Source organism: Peribacillus sp. NPDC060253 (assembly GCF_042727425.1).
Taxonomy (GTDB): Bacteria; Bacillota; Bacilli; order Bacillales; family DSM-1321; genus Peribacillus.
In genome coordinates, this window is record NZ_JBHXAS010000004.1 from 79,250 (window position 1) to 97,136 (window position 17,887).

The 17,887-nt window shown below is 42.9% G+C and carries 15 protein-coding genes, 1 other RNA gene, 1 pseudogene and 1 other annotated feature; of the genes and pseudogenes, 14 read left to right on the top strand and 3 right to left on the bottom strand.

All coding sequences use genetic code 11. The features are described 5' to 3' along the window. Positions 1–130 precede the first annotated feature (130 nt). Both ACFWE9_RS02310 and dtd read left to right on the top strand, forming a co-directional pair. Positions 131–2,329, top strand: coding sequence for a RelA/SpoT family protein (locus ACFWE9_RS02310; RefSeq protein ID WP_230155008.1), 2,199 nt, complete (start codon positions 131–133; stop codon positions 2,327–2,329). 15 nt (positions 2,330–2,344) lie between these two features. After that, positions 2,345–2,788, top strand: coding sequence for a D-aminoacyl-tRNA deacylase (gene dtd, locus ACFWE9_RS02315; protein WP_230155012.1), 444 nt, complete (start codon positions 2,345–2,347; stop codon positions 2,786–2,788). An 81-nt stretch (positions 2,789–2,869) separates the two neighbouring features. Here the strand turns inward: dtd and ACFWE9_RS02320 are convergent, their stop codons facing one another. Beyond that, positions 2,870–4,636, bottom strand: a complete 1,767-nt coding sequence (locus ACFWE9_RS02320; RefSeq protein WP_377355395.1) for an N-acetylmuramoyl-L-alanine amidase family protein — start codon at positions 4,634–4,636, stop codon at positions 2,870–2,872. A 129-nt stretch (positions 4,637–4,765) separates the two neighbouring features. Between ACFWE9_RS02320 and ACFWE9_RS02325 the strand changes: the two genes are divergently transcribed. The 4 genes from ACFWE9_RS02325 to ssrS all read left to right on the top strand — a co-directional run bounded on the left by ACFWE9_RS02325 (position 4,766) and on the right by ssrS (position 8,678). Beyond that, complete coding sequence (locus tag ACFWE9_RS02325) at positions 4,766–4,939, top strand: hypothetical protein (protein WP_230155015.1); 174 nt, start codon at positions 4,766–4,768, stop codon at positions 4,937–4,939. A 79-nt stretch (positions 4,940–5,018) separates the two neighbouring features. Continuing rightward, positions 5,019–5,255: a binding site (T-box leader), on the top strand. A 97-nt stretch (positions 5,256–5,352) separates the two neighbouring features. Then, the gene (hisS, locus tag ACFWE9_RS02330) at positions 5,353–6,624 is read left to right on the top strand and encodes a histidine--tRNA ligase (RefSeq protein ID WP_230155362.1); all 1,272 of its coding nucleotides are present in this window, start codon (positions 5,353–5,355) and stop codon (positions 6,622–6,624) included. Between the two features lie 12 nt (positions 6,625–6,636). Beyond that, positions 6,637–8,406: an aspartate--tRNA ligase gene (aspS, locus tag ACFWE9_RS02335; protein ID WP_377355397.1), complete on the top strand. Its 1,770-nt coding sequence runs from the start codon at positions 6,637–6,639 to the stop codon at positions 8,404–8,406. An 86-nt stretch (positions 8,407–8,492) separates the two neighbouring features. After that, positions 8,493–8,678: non-coding RNA, 6S RNA (gene ssrS, locus ACFWE9_RS02340), on the top strand. A 22-nt stretch (positions 8,679–8,700) separates the two neighbouring features. Here ssrS and ACFWE9_RS02345 read toward each other — a convergent pair. After that, positions 8,701–9,453, bottom strand: coding sequence for a hypothetical protein (locus tag ACFWE9_RS02345; RefSeq protein ID WP_377355399.1), 753 nt, complete (start codon positions 9,451–9,453; stop codon positions 8,701–8,703). A 121-nt stretch (positions 9,454–9,574) separates the two neighbouring features. On the opposite strand from ACFWE9_RS02345, the gene ACFWE9_RS02350 reads away from it, so the two are divergent. After that, positions 9,575–10,546 (top strand): nuclease-related domain-containing protein, encoded by a 972-nt coding sequence (locus tag ACFWE9_RS02350; RefSeq protein ID WP_377355401.1) that lies wholly within the window; start codon positions 9,575–9,577, stop codon positions 10,544–10,546. On the opposite strand, the gene ACFWE9_RS02355 is transcribed toward ACFWE9_RS02350, so the two are convergent. After that, entirely contained in the window at positions 10,532–10,687 is a 156-nt protein-coding gene (locus tag ACFWE9_RS02355; protein WP_377355403.1) for a hypothetical protein, read from the bottom strand. The two genes, ACFWE9_RS02350 and ACFWE9_RS02355, sit on opposite strands and share 15 nt — an antisense overlap. Before the next feature lie 119 nt (positions 10,688–10,806). Between ACFWE9_RS02355 and ACFWE9_RS02360 the strand changes: the two genes are divergently transcribed. The 7 genes and pseudogenes from ACFWE9_RS02360 to ACFWE9_RS02390 all read left to right on the top strand — a co-directional run bounded on the left by ACFWE9_RS02360 (position 10,807) and on the right by ACFWE9_RS02390 (position 17,603). Further along, complete coding sequence (locus ACFWE9_RS02360) at positions 10,807–11,955, top strand: M20 family metallopeptidase (protein ID WP_377355404.1); 1,149 nt, start codon at positions 10,807–10,809, stop codon at positions 11,953–11,955. Between the two features lie 111 nt (positions 11,956–12,066). Continuing rightward, positions 12,067–12,828, top strand: coding sequence for a tRNA threonylcarbamoyladenosine dehydratase (locus ACFWE9_RS02365; RefSeq protein WP_230155021.1), 762 nt, complete (start codon positions 12,067–12,069; stop codon positions 12,826–12,828). Positions 12,829–13,017: 189 nt separating this feature from the next. After that, complete coding sequence (locus ACFWE9_RS02370; RefSeq protein ID WP_230155022.1) at positions 13,018–14,205, top strand: ABC transporter substrate-binding protein; 1,188 nt, start codon at positions 13,018–13,020, stop codon at positions 14,203–14,205. Between the two features lie 77 nt (positions 14,206–14,282). Further along, positions 14,283–15,157, top strand: a pseudogene (locus ACFWE9_RS02375) (branched-chain amino acid ABC transporter permease). A 13-nt stretch (positions 15,158–15,170) separates the two neighbouring features. Beyond that, entirely contained in the window at positions 15,171–16,142 is a 972-nt protein-coding gene (locus ACFWE9_RS02380; protein WP_377355407.1) for a branched-chain amino acid ABC transporter permease, read from the top strand. Continuing rightward, positions 16,117–16,896 carry an ABC transporter ATP-binding protein gene (locus ACFWE9_RS02385; protein WP_230155027.1) on the top strand — a complete coding sequence of 260 codons (780 nt, stop codon included), beginning with the start codon at positions 16,117–16,119 and terminating at the stop codon, positions 16,894–16,896. The genes ACFWE9_RS02380 and ACFWE9_RS02385 overlap by 26 nt, the downstream gene beginning before the upstream one ends. Further along, entirely contained in the window at positions 16,896–17,603 is a 708-nt protein-coding gene (locus tag ACFWE9_RS02390; protein WP_377355409.1) for an ABC transporter ATP-binding protein, read from the top strand. The genes ACFWE9_RS02385 and ACFWE9_RS02390 overlap by 1 nt, the downstream gene beginning before the upstream one ends. Positions 17,604–17,887: the final 284 nt, after the last annotated feature.

The following is a 17,887-nucleotide window of genomic DNA, read 5'->3' on the forward strand; positions in this document are numbered from 1 at the left end:
GTATCCGTTTAAGCGGATTTATTTTTTTTCGCAAAAATTGTCACGTTTTGCTGAATTAAGGGTAGTGCTACCAATCATACTCAATCCGGATCATATCCGGTGGCAGTTAAAGTGGGGTTAAGGTGATTAAATGGCTAATGATCAAATATTGACTGCCGAACAGGTTGTAGAACGGGCCAGCTTATATCTTCAGCCGGAAGAGGCTGAATTTATTCATAGAGCGTTTAAGTATGCACAGTATGCTCATAGAGAACAATACCGTAAATCGGGAGAGCCTTATATTATTCATCCGATTCAAGTGGCGGGCATTCTAGCGGATCTTGAAATGGATCCTGCAACTATTGCAGCAGGTTTTTTACATGATGTTGTTGAAGACACGGAGGTCACCCTGAAGGATATTGAAGAAAATTTCAGTCCTGAAGTCGCCATGCTCGTAGATGGCGTAACCAAATTAGGGAAAATCAAGTATAAATCACAGCAAGAGCAACAGGCGGAAAACCATAGGAAAATGTTCGTGGCGATGGCCCAGGATATCCGGGTCATATTGATCAAGCTTGCCGACAGACTGCACAATATGCGGACATTAAAGCATCTGCCTCAGGAAAAGCAGAGAAGGATATCGAACGAGACATTGGAAATCTTCGCACCGCTTGCTCATCGTCTTGGTATCAGTACGATTAAATGGGAACTTGAAGATACTGCATTAAGGTATTTGAACCCTCAGCAGTATTACCGAATCGTCAATTTGATGAAGAAAAAGCGTGCAGAACGTGAAAAATATTTAGAAGAAGTCGTTGATGAAGTGCGTAAAAACGTAGAGGAAGTCAACATTAAGGCTGATCTATCCGGAAGACCGAAACATATTTACAGCATTTATCGCAAAATGGCATTGCAGAATAAGCAGTTCAGCGAAATTTATGATTTGCTTGCGGTCCGTATCGTTGTCAATAGCATAAAAGATTGCTATGCCGTTTTAGGAATCATCCATACATGCTGGAAGCCGATGCCTGGCCGATTTAAAGACTATATCGCAATGCCGAAGACGAATATGTATCAATCGCTTCATACGACGGTGATTGGACCGAAGGGCGATCCGCTTGAAGTGCAGATCCGTACTTCAGAAATGCATCGCATTGCCGAGTTCGGGGTTGCTGCGCACTGGGCTTATAAAGAAGGAAAAGATGTTGGTGAACAGCCTTCATTAGAAGAAAAATTGACTTGGTTCCGCGAAATTCTGGAATTCCAGGATGACGCGACGAATGCCGAGGAATTCATGGAATCCCTTAAAATAGATCTTTTTTCGGATATGGTCTTCATTTTCACGCCAAAAGGCGATGTGATCGAGCTGCCATCAGGATCCAATCCGATTGACTTCGCTTACCGGATTCACTCGGAAATCGGAAACAAAACGATCGGTGCCAAAGTGAACGGTAAAATGGTGCCGCTGGATTATAAACTGAAGACTGGTGACATCATTGAAATTTTAACATCGAAGCATTCATATGGTCCAAGTCAGGACTGGCTTAAACTCACACAAACATCTCAAGCGAAAAATAAGATCCGTCAATATTTCAAAAAGCAGCGTCGAGAAGAAAACATCGAAAAAGGCAAAGAACTTGTTGAGAAAGAAATCAAGGAAATGGAATTCGATCTGAAGGAAATCCTGACTGCCGAAAATATCAGGCGTGTTGCAGATAAATTCAACTTCATCAATGAAGAAGATATGTATGCAGCGGTGGGATATAATGGAATAACAGCCCTTCAGGTTGCGAACCGCCTTACCGAGAAATGGCGTAAGCAGAAAGCGGTCGAGCAAGAGGCTGATATTTCAGAAGCAGTGGCCGATCTGAAGACCTTCTCCAACTCCTCTAAAAAACGCGACTCAGGTGTACAGGTCCCTGGTATTGATAATCTGCTTATCCGATTATCGCGCTGTTGTAACCCAGTTCCCGGAGATGAAATCGTTGGTTATATAACCAAAGGCCGGGGAGTATCGGTCCATAGACAAGACTGCCCGAACCTGGATAGCGGGGATTCCGAACATCGCCTTGTTCCTGTTGAATGGGAAAGTACCATTAATGAACGCAAGGAATACATCGTTGAAATTGAAATCAGCGGGTATGACCGTCGCGGTTTATTAAACGAAGTGCTGCAAGCAGTCAATGAAACGAAGACCAATATTTCAGCGGTATCAGGTAAATCTGACAGGAATAAAGTGGCGACAATTCACATGTCGATTTATATTCATAACATTGCACATTTACAAAAGGTAGTCGACCGTATAAAACAAATTTCAGATGTTTATTCCGTCAGAAGGATTATGAACTAAGGAGTTTTTATTACCATGCGTGTTGTTTTACAACGTTCCAAAGCAGCCAAAGTCGTTGTGGCAGACCAAATAATCGGGCAAATCGAAAGTGGACTTGTTCTTTTGGTTGGTGTCACCCATGGGGATACCATCGATGATGCCGCCTATTTGGCCGAAAAGATTGTCAATCTTAGAATATTTGAAGATGAAAATGAAAAGATGAATCACTCACTATTGGATGTAGGTGGTTCGATTTTATCCGTTTCACAATTCACTCTATACGGAGATTGCCGTAAAGGCCGTCGACCGAACTTCATGGACGCCGCCCGTCCTGAAGAGGCCAATGATATTTATGAAGCATTTAACGAGGAACTCCGCAAAAAAGGCGTCCATACGGAAACAGGTCAATTTGGTGCCATGATGGACGTTCAGCTTACGAATGATGGACCCGTTACTTTAATACTGGAAAGTAAAAAATAACCTGCTGCGGCAGGTTTTTTGTTTGGGCAAAAATCAGTGTCAACTACTTAAAAGCCAGCTTCGAAGGAAGCTGGCTCGTCTTTATTTAAAATACCGTGCCAATCCATTATAGATGGCGGAAGTGATTTTTTCTTGATACTCATTCGTTGTTAACGTCAATTCTTCCACTGGATTACTTAAATAACCTAGTTCAATAAGTGTAGCCACCCGTTTATTTTCACGGATAACATGAAAATTTCCGTAACGGGACCCGCGGTTGGGCACCTGCATGGTTGAACCGAGTGAATTCGCCAGTGTAGAGGCCAAACCCTGTTGATAGCCATGATAGTAGTAGGTTGTTATCCCGCTGGTAATCTGGTCCTTGGTGCTATCGTAATGGAGGCTGATGAAAGCATCCGCATTATGGATATGTGAGGTGCCGACCCGGGAAGGAAGTGGAACATATGTATTCCCGCTTCTGGTCAGGATCACCTTTGCTCCTGCCGCCTGAAGCTTGTCCCGCAGCAACTCAGCCGTTCGGATCGTCAGGTTTTTCTCAAGAGTGCCACCGACCCCTACTGTACCACTATCCCTGCCTCCATGGCCGGGATCGATCACGATGATTTTATCCGCTAAATATTTTTCAACGCCCGGTCGTTGGATCTGCTCGGCATTCCCTTCTATCGTCACGATCCATCCGGCAACATAAGCGGTTTTCCCGCTCTTTAGTTTAATGGAATACCAGTCGCCATCCATACCTATGGCTTGGAACGTTTCACCTGCATTTGCCTGCTCTACGATCTCCGAGTTGCCATCGGGCTCACTTCTAAATATCGTACCATCATGAATGATGGTAATCTTGTGTCCTTTTACATCCATCTTCTTTTTCTTTGGCGTTCGTTCAACATTCTCCTTTTCTAAGTACCAACTCACGACCCAGCCCTTTTTTGAACCGGAAAGCTGGATCTGCGTCATTTTTCCTTTTGTCTGCAAGACAGTGTATGTCTCGTCCTTATTCACCGAACCGATGACCTTACTGTTTAGCGAGGCATCCTTCCGCACATGTAAACCTGTTGCAGTCACTCTTGCAGTGGCATCAGACTTATTCACTTTCGGTTGATTTTTATCATCGCTTACTTGTATGTAAGTTTCAGCTACCCAACCATGGGTACCTTGGAAATCAATTTCAGCCCATTCATTTTCAATGCGATAAACGGTCACTGACGTATTTTTATTCAGCTTTCCGAGGGAGGCACTGCTTCTTGAAGGTTCCGAACGAACATTGAGCCTGTCCACCAAGGTGATTCCGGTTTTTACGGATTGATTTGCTTCGTCTTTTTTCTTGGATGAATCTTTTTTCACTGCTTTCTCGGTAGCTGCAGGAAGATTAAGGTAGTCAGAAGAGACCCAACCACGAATTTCAGTTGTTTTAATCTCTATCCAATTTTCATTCTTGTCAATAATGTCAACAGCTGTTCCTTGCGTTAAGGAGCCCACTGTTTGAAATGTAGTGCCCGGACCTGTACGGACACGGACGGAGCTGCCGGTGATAACTCCCTGGCCGGATTCCTTCTTGACCTGTTTTGTATCGGATTTTTTCTCAACAAGCCAATTGACAACCCATCCGGTTTTACCTGCAGCTATCTGTATTTCGATCCAATCGCCATCTTCTTTTAGAATAGGATACGATTCCCCTTTTGCCAGTTTTTTTACGATAGGGAAGCTGAGTCCAGCGCCTTCACGGACATTGACCACTTTTGTCTTCACGATTATTTCCCCTTCATCTTTTCCAAATGCGTGATTGACCGGGAAAATAGCTGCCATTATCAGCAATAGGATCAGGCCGAATAGACCCGATTTCTTTTTCATAAGTTGTCTCTCCCTTTTTATGTCTATATGTATGTATTCTCGTTCAATAAAAATTTCCCTCTTATCCCTATGTAAAAAACATTTTTTTAGGAAAGAATAAAGCTAATAGAACTATAGGAGGGAAACCACATGAAATTCAGCGAAAAAAATCAAACGAGCTTAAGCGGAGGCAATCAAGTATTAGGTGTCGATTTTCACGATTTTATCCAGAAGGAACAAAGTGCAAATCTTGTTGAATTGGCATCCGAATTCGGAGTCAATGTCCGGACGATCAAAAACATGAAAAAACATCTGAACCAATAAAATGCGATAAAATCCTAAAGCCTATCTTGACATTTGAAGTTAACGTCCGTATGATTATAAAATATCAGACTTATTACTGCAATAACCAATGATGGAGAAGAGTAATTAAGAACCACATGAAAAGAGAGGAAATGCCGGGGCTGAAAGCATTCCACATGATGACTTAATGAAAGAACCCTCCGTAGGCTTCACTCCGAACGGATTTTCTTAATAGGAGATGGACGTAAAACAGGCGTTAACTGTTTTTGAGCGGGGGCACAAATTTTTGTGCTTCAACTAGGGTGGCACCACGGGATATCCAACTCTCGTCCCTTGTAACGGATTAGTTACAAGGGGCGGGAGTTTTTTGTTTGAAAAAAATCAGTATAGCGCCGTTTCAAAAAAGGCGCCTTGCTTTAAAGGGGGAAACATATATGTCCATTCAGATTCCTAGAGGTACACAAGATTTATTGCCTGGCCAGACGGAAATTTGGCAGTATATCGAAAAGACAGCGCGTGATATTTGTCACCGTTATCAATATAAAGAAATCCGCACACCGATTTTTGAGCACACGGAATTATTTTTACGTGGTGTAGGAGATACAACCGATATCGTACAAAAAGAAATGTATTCATTCCAAGACCGCGGTGAACGGAATTTGACCCTTCGTCCCGAAGGCACTGCATCAGTGGTACGGTCATATATCGAGAATAAGATGTTTGGATGGGCTAATCAACCGGTCAAACTTTATTATATCGGGCCGATGTTCCGCTACGAACGTCCGCAGGCAGGCCGCTTCCGCCAATTCGTTCAATTCGGCATCGAAGCTTTAGGAAGTAAAGATCCTGGAATAGATGCGGAGGTTTTATCACTTGCAATGAACCTTTACAAAGAACTTGGGTTGAAAAAGCTGAAACTTGTGATCAACAGCCTTGGTGATAAGGAAAGCCGGACAGCGCATCGGAATGCATTGATCAAACATTTTGAACCTCGTATTGGCGAGTTTTGCAGCGATTGCCAAAATCGTCTTGAAAAAAATCCACTGAGGATCCTCGATTGTAAAAAAGATCACGATCACGAATTGATGAACACGGCGCCATCCATCATTGAATATCTAAATGATGACTCCCGTATTTATTTCGAAAAGGTGAAACAGCACTTGACGGATTTGGAGATTGAATTTGTAGAAGACCCGACCCTTGTGCGGGGATTGGATTACTATAATCATACCGCCTTTGAAATCATGAGTGATGCGGAAGGCTTCGGGGCCATTACAACACTTTGCGGAGGCGGCCGATATAATGGGCTGGCTGAAGAACTTGGCGGACCAGAGACACCTGGAATTGGCTTTGCGCTAAGCATTGAACGCCTGATTGCAGCACTACAAGCGGAAAACATCGAGCTTCCAATCAAAAAGGGAATTGACTGCTACCTTGTTTCGTTAGGTGAAAATGCCAAGGATTATACAGTCAAAATCGCCCATCAATTGCGGAATGCCGGTTTTACTGTCGAAAAAGACTATCAAGACCGTAAAGTGAAAGCTCAATTCAAATCGGCCGACCGCCTGGAAGCAAGATATGTGGCGACACTCGGAGATGATGAATTGGAAAATAATAAAATCAATGTGAAGTTCATGGAAACCGGTGAACAAGTCCAGATGGATCTTGATACATTCGTTGAACAATTCAAAAAGCTACAGGCTTAAGGGGGAAATACCATGTTTGGCAGAACATACTTCAATGGGGAAGTAACAGAAGCAGCTATTGGTGAAAAAGTAACATTAAAAGGTTGGGTACAAAAACGTCGGGATTTGGGCGGGGTCATCTTTATCGACCTACGTGATAGAAGCGGAGTCGTACAAGTCGTTTTCAATCCGGATATTTCAGCAGAAGCATTGGCCACTGCCGAGAAGATCCGTAATGAATATGTCCTTGATATCCAAGGGACAGTCATCAAACGTGATGAAGCCAACTTCAACCCGAATGTAACAACAGGGACCGTCGAAGTTCAAGCCGAAAACGTTACAATTTTAAACGAAGCAAAAACTCCTCCTTTCATCATTGATGAAAGAACGGATGTTTCAGAAGATATCCGCCTGAAATACCGTTACTTGGACTTGCGTCGTCCGGCAATGTTCGAAACGTTGAAAATGCGTAACCAAACAACAAAAGCGATCCGTGACTACTTGGACGGAGAAGGCTTCCTTGATATTGAAACACCGATCTTAACGAAAAGCACACCTGAAGGAGCACGTGATTATTTAGTGCCTAGCCGTGTACATGAAGGGGAATTCTATGCACTTCCACAGTCACCGCAAATCTTCAAGCAGCTATTGATGGTATCCGGTTTTGAACGTTATTATCAAATTGCCCGCTGTTTCCGTGATGAAGATTTACGTGCTGACAGACAGCCTGAATTCACACAAATCGATATTGAAACAAGCTTCATGAGCCAAGAAGATATCATTCAAACGGCCGAAAACATGATGGCTAAAGTGATGAAAGATGTTAAAGGACTGGACGTAACACTGCCATTCCCTAGAATGACATACTTTGAAGCAATGAGCCGTTATGGTTCCGACAAACCCGATACACGTTTCGAAATGGAACTTAAAGATGTTTCGGAAATCGTCAAAGACAGTGATTTCAAAGTGTTCACTGGCGCCGTTGCAAATGGCGGACAAGTTAAAGCGATTGTCGTTAAGGGCGGAAATGCGGATTATTCCCGTAAAGATATTGATGGATTGGCTGAATTTGCAGCGATTTACGGTGCAAAAGGTCTTGCATGGTTGAAAGTGGAAGAAGACGGTGTAAAAGGTCCAATCGCTAAATTCTTCGCTGAAGATCAACAGCAATTAGTATCTGTATTAGAAGCAGAAGTGGGCGATCTAATCTTATTCGTTGCGGATAAGAAAGGCATAGTTGCTGATGCACTTGGAGCACTCCGCATCAAGCTTGGTAAAGAAAGAGGCTTGATCGATCAAAGCAAATTCAACTTCCTATGGGTAACGGACTGGCCATTACTTGAATATGACGAAGAAGAAGGACGCTATTATGCCGCACACCATCCATTCACAATGCCATTCCGTGAAGACCTGGACAAACTGGAATCAGATCCAGCAAGTGTCCGTGCACAAGCGTATGACCTTGTCTTGAATGGCTACGAACTTGGCGGTGGATCACTGCGTATTTTCGAACGCAACGTACAGGAAAAAATGTTCAAAGTACTTGGATTCACAGAAGAAGAAGCAAACGCACAATTCGGCTTCTTAATGGATGCATTCGAATACGGAACACCTCCACACGGCGGAATCGCCCTTGGACTGGACCGTATGGTCATGCTGCTTGCAGGCCGCACGAACCTTCGCGACACCATCGCGTTCCCGAAAACAGCAAGCGCAAGCGACCTGCTGGTTAACGCACCGAGTACTGTAAGTGACAAGCAATTGGCCGAACTTAGCCTAAGACTTGCTGCACTAAAAAAATAATAAATCTGGGAAAAATATGAAAAAATACCTAGGTGCTTTCTCTTGAAACGGAGTAAAGCATTATGATATGATGTTTCCAATAAGTAAGAGTCCTGATGTGTTCGTTCTTTAACCTATAAGTTTTGACCGAACACTTATAGTTACCGGGAGCACTAGTTTCCTGGCCGCGTAAATGCCTCCCTCGAAGAGGACTTACAAACGCGAGGAACCGAGCACCCACCTGCGGAGAGCGGGTTCAAAACAAAGGCGTAAACGGCACAATTGGGACTCTTACACCTTACAAAGCAACTCATGTTAATAAACATGGGTTTTTTTGTGCGTAAAAATAAGTGAAGAATGGGAATTCACGAGTAAATGGCGGGAATTCACGAGTAAACAGGGTAAATTCACGAGTAAATAGCCTAAACTCACGAGTAAATAGCTCAAACTCACGAGTAAATAGCGCGAACTCACGAGTAAATAGCTCAAACTCACGAGTAAAGCACGCAAACTCACGAGTAAATAGCCCAAACTCACGAGTAAAGAACAAAATCCCAAGTAGAAAGCCAAATTCACGAGAAAACAGGGTAAATTCACGAGTAAATAGCTCAAACTCACGAGTAAGGTGCGCAAACTCACGAGTAAAGAACAAAATCCCAAGTAGAAAGCCAAATTCACGAGTAAACAGGGTGAATTTACGAGTAAATAGCCCAAACTCACGAGTAAATAGCTCAAACTCACGAGTAAAGCACGCAAACTCACGAGTAAGGTACGCAAACTCACGAGTAAAGAACAAAATCCCAAGTAGAAAGCCAAATTCACGAGAAAACAGGGTAAATTAACGAGTAAATAGCCCAAATTCACGAGTAAAGAACAAAATTCCAAGTAGAAAGCCAAATTCACGAGTAAAGAGGGCAAATTCACGAGTAAATAGCGCGAACTCATGAGTAAAGAACAAAATCCCAAGTAGAAAGCCAAATTCACGAGTAAACAGGGTAAATTCACGAGTAAATGGCGCAAACTCACGAGTAAAGCACGCAAACTCACGAGTAAATCACCCAAATTCACGAGTAAAGAACAAACTCCCAAGAATAACAGAGCAAACTCGGAGTAAAATGCAGATTTTCAGTTCCCCAGCAGGAAAAGAGAGCATGAACAAAGAACCAAAAGGAGAAGGAGTGATGAATGAATGCAAAAACTGTGTGAAAAGCCTTTGAAACTACTTAAACTAGAGGCATTAAGCAGGAGGTTAACAACTGACCATCCTAAACAGGAAAAGATAAGGAACGATTTGAGGAAAGTTCGTACAGGTTTTAACGGGGAGCGGAGTATTGGAAATGAGTTAAATGATCTTCCAAAAGAATATCAAGTATTACATGATTTGAGGTTGTGCCACGATGGGAGCCGTTTTTTTCAAATGGATTTCCTTTTAGTATCCCGGAAGTACTGCATCATCATTGAAGTGAAAAACTTTGCGGGACTGCTCTATTTTGATCGTACCTATCCTCAATTGATTCGGACAAAAGATGGTCAGGAACAAGCTTATCTGGACCCACTTATCCAGGTCGACGTGCAAAAATCCCGCCTAAAGAATTGGCTCACTTTTCATAATTTTCCTTTGCTGCCGATTGAAACACTCATTGCCAATGCAAACTCGAATACCATCGTTAGGACTACCCCTGGTTTCGCTCCCATTTTCAAGAAAATCACCGGAAAGGAAACGCTAATCTCCAAAATTCAAGCCCTAGAAGAAAAGTATCCTTCTGAGCAATTAACTCAAAGGCAGCGCAATAAACTTTCCAACACAATCCTCCAAAAAAACATTCCACATAATCCGAATATACTTCAGTGGTACCAAATCGATGAAACAGATTTGCTTAAAAGCGTTCAATGCCCGGAATGTGCAGCTTTCCAAATGCAATACCACTGGGGCAAATGGTCATGCTGTCAATGTACTTGCGCATCCAAAAATGCCCACATTCAATCTCTTCGTGATTATGCTCTCCTCATAAATCCAAGGATTACGAATAAACAAGCACGGCTTTTTTTACAAATTGATTCAATCGATATCATGCAACGAATGTTATCTGCCTTGGAACTGCCTTATTTGGGGCAATTTAAAAATAGAGTTTATAGTCTTGATGGATTAATTCACGAGTAAAGCACGCAAACTCACGAGTAAAGCACGCAAACTCACGAGTAAAGCACGCAAACTCACGAGTAAATCACCCAAATTCACGAGTAAATCACCCAAACCCACGGATAAAACACCCAAACCCACGGATAAATCACCCAAACTCACGGGGAAACCTCATTTAACGCTCGATTATGATTTAAATATCCCCATATAAGTAACATTCCACAATCTAGAATCGTAAATTAAAGTAAGGTTGAAAATAAATCAGCCAAGGATGGAAAGTAGTGAGGGCTTTGAAGGATTTATTGTATGCAAAGAGGAAAGAGATGCTTCAATTGGTGGAGCAGCTAGTGAATATAGATAGTGGTTCTCGTACAAAAAAGGGTATTGATGAAATTGGTTCGATTTTAAAAGCGAAATTTGAAAGTCTTGATTTTATCGTGAACGTCGTTGAGCAAAAGCATTATGGCAATCAGCTGGTCATTCAGCATCGTGACGCAAATCAACCGCATATTCTTGTAGTCGCACATATGGATACGGTATTTCCGGAGGGGACAGCGCAAAAACGTCCTTTTAAAGTAAAAGGGAATCGGGCATTCGGACCTGGTGTAGCAGATATGAAGGCTAGCTTGGTTGAACTATTTTATGCGATCCTTTGCTTGAAACAGACGGGGCAGACAGGCTATAAGCATATCCAGATCATTCTCAATAGTGATGAAGAAATCGGGTCTCCGTCGTCCTCTTCACTTATCTCGGAAAAAGCGGTCAATAAAAAGTTTGCGTTAATTCTTGAACCGGCAAGGACGGATGGTTCACTAGTCACGGCAAGAAGGGGCTGCGGTCAATTTAAAGTGGATATTGTTGGGGTGGCCGCCCACTCGGGGATCGAACCGGAAAAGGGCCGAAGTGCCGTTGAAGAATTGGCTCATAAGATCATCGCTTTACATCGTTTGAATGATAAAAAGGAAGGAATCAGCGTTAATGTCGGCATGATTGAAGGTGGTTCCGCAGTCAATATGATCGCTTCCCATGCGGCTGCCTTTGTGGATGTGCGGATCTCTGAAAAAAAGCAGGAAGATATCATTCTCAAACAAATGAAAAAAATCTGTGCCGAAACGTATATTCCAGGAACGAAAACGACATTAAGCGGGAAAATGGACCGGTCTCCCATGGAAAAGACTGAGAAAACGATCCTGCTTTTAGAGACGATCCGTCAAGCGGGGAAGGAAATCGGAATCCCTATCACGGATACGGCCACGGGTGGAGGTTCGGATGCCTCCATTACCTCTGAATTGGGAATAGCGACGGTAGATGGACTCGGACCCATTGGAGGGAATGCACATGGTGAAGGTGAGTATTTGGAAATTCCAAGCCTGACGGAACGGACACTTCTATTGGCGACTGTCCTTCAAAAATTATCAAAAATGACCTAGTATACTAATTCCGATTAGACTGCTCATATTTCGCTTGTCATAAATGATGTTTATGATATATTGTTAATTGGGAAGCTAAATAAGAACAGAATTTATTGGAGTTGAATATATATGCTACATCAGTTTTCACGAAATGAATTAGCAATTGGCAAGGAAGGCATCGATATATTGAAAAACACCACCGTCGCTGTCCTAGGGGTAGGCGGCGTGGGTTCTTTTTCCGCTGAAGCTTTGGCACGTACAGGTGTCGGCCGCATTATTCTTGTCGATAAAGACGATGTTGACATCACAAATGTAAACAGACAGATTCATGCTCTTTTATCAACAGTCGGTCAACCGAAGGCGGAATTGATGAAAAATCGAATTCAAGACATCAACCCCGATTGCGAAGTGATCTCTCTTAAAATGTTCTATACAGAAGAAACGTTTGAAGAATTCTTCAGTTATGGCCTGGACTATGTCATAGATGCATCCGATACGGTGATTTATAAGATGCATGTGATGAAGGAATGCTTGAAACGGAATATCAAGGTGATTTCAAGCATGGGGGCAGCTAATAAAATGGACCCAACCCGTTTTCAAATTGCCGATATCTCCAAAACGCACACAGATCCGCTAGCTAAGGTCATTCGTACTAGATTACGAAAAGAGGGCATCACAAAGGGAATTCCGGTTGTCTTCTCCGACGAAAGCCCGATTGTCATTCGTGAGGATGTCCGAAAGGAAGTCGGTAATGACGAGGCGAAAATCCGTAAAGCCCAAATGCCGCCATCTTCGAATGCCTTCGTCCCATCTGTAGCTGGCTTAATTGCAGCGAGCTGGGTGATCAATGATATTCTAAAAGACATTGAAGTTCGCCGTGTAAACGATTGATATACTGCTGACTGACTCTATCCAGGGTCAGTTTTTTTGTTTGAAAATAGTATATATTCCCTTATATTAACTTTTTTAGCCATATCATATAGACGGGGTCGAAAGAATGAGATAAACTATTTTCAGAATATTATTTTTATTTTGATATTCTGAATATTAAAAGAAGCATACAAAACAAGGGGGTTTCAAATGAAGAAGAAAAAGCTAGCAGGAGTGTTTCTATCACTTTCATTGGTTGCTGGGGCACTGGCAGGTTGTAATGGAGATTCGAAAACTAGCAGTTCAGGTGGGGGGTCATCCGATTCGGGTGACACAATTAAAATTGGGGCCAACCTTGAATTGTCTGGAGGTACGGCATCATTCGGCCAATCGGCTGCCGATGGTTTGAAACTGGCCATCGATGAAATTAATAAAGAAGGTATCAATGGTAAAAAATTAGAAATCGTTAAGGTTGATAATAAATCAGATGCAGCAGAAGCTACCAGCGGTTCGATTAAGTTAGTTAGTCAGGACAAGGTTGTGGCTGTAGTCGGATCAGCTACAAGCACAAACACATTGGCACAGGTCCAGGTGGCGCAGGATAATAAAGTTCCTCTACTCACACCAACTGCAACAAATCCCGATATCACCAATAAAGCCGGAAAATTAAATGATTATGTGTTCAGAACATGCTTTATCGATCCATTCCAAGGAACGGTGGCCGCTAATTTCGCATCTGACGAAATAGGGGCGAAGACGGCTGCAATCTATGTGGATAGCGCAAGTGACTATTCTAAAGGATTGGCCGCTGCGTTTAAAGAAGCGTTTACTGCCAAGGGCGGTAAAATCGTCGCAGAAGAAGCATATGTTACAAAAGATACTGATTTCCGCTCTACATTGACACGCATCAAATCCGCAAAACCAGAATTCGTTTTCCTTCCTGGCTACTATGAAGAAGTCGGATTGATCTTAAAACAGGCGCGTGAAGACGGCATAGATCTTCCATTCATGGGTGGAGACGGCTGGGATTCCCCGAAAGTCGTTGAAATTGCCGGAGCGGAAGCGCTAAAAAATACTTATATCACCAATCACTATTCACCAGAAGATGAAGATGCAAAAATCCAGGATTTCGTTGCTGCTTTCAAAAAGGAATATAATAAAACACCGGATGCTTTTGCCGCGCTTGGCTATGACACTGGGTACTACCTGGCTGATGCCATCAAAAGATCTGGGGATGCCTCTCCCGAAAAAATCAGACAAGCATTGGAAGAAGTCAAGGATCTTCAATTAGTTTCCGGAACGCTGAACCTTGATGAAAATCATGATCCTATCAAATCAGCCACCATCTTGGAATATGTAGATGGTAAACAAACATTCAAGACAAAAATCAATCCATAATACCTTATGTGGATAGGGGGGCATATTCCCCCTATTCTATATTCACTTAAAAAACACCTTATCGGGGAGAGTGCAATATGGAACTGATTCAGCAATTGGTAAATGGCATTTCACTCGGCAGCATTTATGCGTTGATCGCCCTTGGTTATACGATGGTATACGGGATCGTCAAGCTGATAAATTTCGCCCATGGCGACGTATTCATGGTTGGTTCATTTGTAGGGTTTTACGCCATTACGGTAATGGACTTATCCTTCATGCTTTATTGATTTCGATGTTCACTTGTGCCATTTTTGGTGTGTTAATTGAAAGAATTGCTTATAAACCTCTTCGTAATGCAACGCGGATTGCGGCCTTGATAACGGCCATCGGTGTTTCCCTTCTAATAGAAAATGGGCTGATTTACATCCGGGGCGCCCAGCCGGAAGCCTATCCAAACAATGTCCTTCCGATGGATAAACTCGATATTTTCGGAGTTTCCATCAGCAGTCAATCGATATTGATCTTATCTGTATCCATCATATTAATGATCATCCTACAATTTGTTGTCCATAAAACCAAAATCGGCAAAGCGATGCGTGCCGTTTCATTCGATTCCGAAGCGGCTAAGCTTATGGGAATCAATGTGAATAATACGATTTCAGCTACATTCGCCATCGGTTCGGCCCTGGCAGGAGCAGCCGGTGTCATTTTTGGAATCTACTATATAAAAATCGAGCCGCTAATGGGTGTTCTTCCAGGCCTTAAAGCATTTGTTGCAGCCGTTTTGGGCGGCATCGGCATTATTCCGGGAGCGATGGTCGGCGGACTGTTGCTTGGAATCATCGAGGCTTTGGTCAGTGCAGCCGGTTACTCATTATGGCGTGATGGTGTGGCTTTTATCGTTCTTATCTTGATTTTGATTTTCTTGCCGCAGGGACTATTCGGTAAAAATAAAAGAGAAAAAGTATAAGGGAGACAAGGCGATGACTACTTTAAAGAATTCAAAGGGTTTTTGGCTCTCGATCGTGCTCGCACTTATTTTTTTCGGAATCATGCAGTTCTCCATTTCAAGCGGTATGCTCAATCCATTTTATATCAATACACTCATGCTCATCGGGATCAATATCATGCTGGCAACGAGCCTTCATTTAATCATTGGAATAACCGGGCAATTCTCGATCGGACATGCAGGGTTTTTAGCGGTAGGGGCCTATGCATCGGCCGTAATGACAATGAAGCTGGAATTGCCTTTCATCATAGCTGTATTAGCTGGCGGCATCATCGCCGCTGCAGCCGGTATGGTGATTGGGATACCGAGCTTACGTCTGAAGGGGGATTACTTGGCGATAGCAACACTTGGTTTTGGTGAAATTGTCCGGATCGTCCTATTGAATATTGAATATGTAGGCGGGGCAAGCGGAATGCAGGTATCCCATCTGACTACCTGGCCATGGGTATTTGCCTGTGTCATGATCACCGTTATCGTCATCCGTAATTTCACCAATTCGACTCACGGACGCGCATGCATATCCGTAAGGGAAGACGAAACGGCTGCAGATGCAATGGGCATCAATACCACCTATTACAAAGTGGCGGCTTTCGTCATCGGCGCGTTTTTTGCCGGAGTTGCCGGATCGCTTTATGCCCATAATTTCTATATTATCCAGCCGTCGAATTTCGGTTTTCTAAAATCCTTCGATATTTTGATTTTCGTTGTCCTCGGCGGACTTGGAAGTCTGTCAGGTTCAGTTTTGGCGGCAATTTTACTGACGATCGTGACAACATTCCTTCAGGATTATCCGGAAACGAGGATGATCATTTACAGTCTTGTCCTGATCTTGATGATGATCTTTCGCCCGCAGGGTTTAATGGGGACAAAAGAAATCTCGACACTGTTCACCCATAAAAAGACGAAAGGGGGCAAAAAGGATGGAAGCCACAATACCGTTGCTTAAAGTAGATTCGGTTGGTATCCGTTTTGGTGGATTGAAAGCCGTATCGGATGTGAACGTGGAATTATTTCCAGGGGAACTTGTTGGACTGATCGGACCGAATGGAGCTGGGAAAACGACCTTTTTCAATTTGTTGACGGGCGTGTATGTCCCTACAGAAGGAACGATTGCCTTAAATGGGGAAAATCTAAAAAAACAGCCGCCTTATAAAATTACGAGAAAAGGAATCTCGAGGACCTTTCAAAATATCCGCCTTTTCAGTGAGCTATCTGTGATCGATAACGTAAAGGTTGCGTACCACTCACTTGCCAAGCATGCGATTGTAAGCTCCATATTCAGGTTGTCGGGACATTTTTCCGGGGAGAAGGATATGGATGAAAAGGCGTTGGAATTCTTGAGGATTTTCAACTTGGACCATTTTAAAGATGAAAAAGCGAAGAACCTTCCATACGGGCAGCAAAGGCGGCTGGAAATTGCACGAGCTCTTGCGGCAAATCCGAAACTTCTTTTATTGGACGAACCTGCAGCCGGGATGAACCCGCATGAAACGAAAGAATTGATGAATCTCATTGCTTTTATCCGGAAGGAATTCAATCTTACCGTCTTACTGATCGAACATGATATGTCGTTGGTCATGGGGGTATGCGAGCGGATTTACGTGCTTGATCATGGACAGCTTATCGCTCACGGAAAGCCGGGAGAAATTCGTAACGATCCAAAAGTTATCGAAGCGTATCTCGGCGAGGAGGTTTTATGATGCTGAAAATTGAGGACATCAATGTGTATTACGGGAACATCCAAGCGCTAAAAGGGGTTTCCATGGAGATTAACAAAGGGGAAATCGTCACTTTGATCGGAGCGAACGGAGCGGGGAAAAGCACGTTGCTCAAAACGATTTCCGGACTGTTAAAACCTAAGCAGGGAAAGGTTTTATTCGAAGGAGATCCCATTGGAGGAAAAGCAGCACAGTCCATCGTAAAAATGGGCATATCCCATGTACCTGAAGGCCGCCGTGTCTTTGCCAATATGACCGTGGCTGAAAATCTAGAGCTTGGAGCCTATTTACGAAAAGACAAAGAGGGCATTAAAAAAGATATGGAAAAGGTTTATGAGTTGTTTCCGAGGCTGCTGGAGAGAATCAAACAACAGGCTGGCACACTATCAGGTGGTGAACAGCAGATGCTTGCAATGGGCCGCGCTTTAATGGCGAAACCACGTTTATTACTGCTTGATGAGCCTTCCATGGGACTTGCACCGCTGCTGGTGAAGCAAATATTCAACATCATTCAGGAAATAAGTGAGATTGGTACAACCATCCTTTTAGTCGAGCAAAACGCCAACCTTGCTTTATCCATTGCCGATCGTGCTTATGTTGTTGAAACCGGAAGAATTGTCCTCTCGGGCAAAGCCGAGGACCTTACATCAAGTGAAGAAATTAAAATGGCTTATTTAGGAGGCCATTAAAACCGCCGTTTGGCGGTTTTTTTGTGTAGAATCGATGATTGGATATGCAAAATATATGAAACGGAATAAAAATACCAAGAAGTTTCATGCAGCATTTTATACATCCGAGATAGTATTATTCAATTTTAATATAGGAATTAAGACTAAAAAAGAAGAAATGAACTGGGGTTAATTCCCTAACTATATGCTTGTATTTTGGTAAAAATGTTATAAATAGGATGGACAAAAAGGGAGAATGAATAAAATTTTTCGAGAATAAAATAAGGGTTTTGCAATATTAATAT

What these genes read in the sequence shown, in the direction of transcription:
- ACFWE9_RS02310 (WP_230155008.1), top strand. Translation starts at nt 131, where the DNA reads ATGGCTAATGATCAAATATTGACTGCCGAACAGGTTGTAGAACGGGCC.
- dtd (WP_230155012.1), top strand. Translation starts at nt 2,345, where the DNA reads ATGCGTGTTGTTTTACAACGTTCCAAAGCAGCCAAAGTCGTTGTGGCA.
- ACFWE9_RS02320 (WP_377355395.1), bottom strand. Translation starts at nt 4,636, where the DNA reads ATGAAAAAGAAATCGGGTCTATTCGGCCTGATCCTATTGCTGATAATG.
- ACFWE9_RS02325 (WP_230155015.1), top strand. Translation starts at nt 4,766, where the DNA reads ATGAAATTCAGCGAAAAAAATCAAACGAGCTTAAGCGGAGGCAATCAA.
- hisS (WP_230155362.1), top strand. Translation starts at nt 5,353, where the DNA reads ATGTCCATTCAGATTCCTAGAGGTACACAAGATTTATTGCCTGGCCAG.
- aspS (WP_377355397.1), top strand. Translation starts at nt 6,637, where the DNA reads ATGTTTGGCAGAACATACTTCAATGGGGAAGTAACAGAAGCAGCTATT.
- ACFWE9_RS02350 (WP_377355401.1), top strand. Translation starts at nt 9,575, where the DNA reads ATGCAAAAACTGTGTGAAAAGCCTTTGAAACTACTTAAACTAGAGGCA.
- ACFWE9_RS02365 (WP_230155021.1), top strand. Translation starts at nt 12,067, where the DNA reads ATGCTACATCAGTTTTCACGAAATGAATTAGCAATTGGCAAGGAAGGC.
- ACFWE9_RS02370 (WP_230155022.1), top strand. Translation starts at nt 13,018, where the DNA reads ATGAAGAAGAAAAAGCTAGCAGGAGTGTTTCTATCACTTTCATTGGTT.
- ACFWE9_RS02380 (WP_377355407.1), top strand. Translation starts at nt 15,171, where the DNA reads ATGACTACTTTAAAGAATTCAAAGGGTTTTTGGCTCTCGATCGTGCTC.
- ACFWE9_RS02385 (WP_230155027.1), top strand. Translation starts at nt 16,117, where the DNA reads ATGGAAGCCACAATACCGTTGCTTAAAGTAGATTCGGTTGGTATCCGT.
- ACFWE9_RS02390 (WP_377355409.1), top strand. Translation starts at nt 16,896, where the DNA reads ATGCTGAAAATTGAGGACATCAATGTGTATTACGGGAACATCCAAGCG.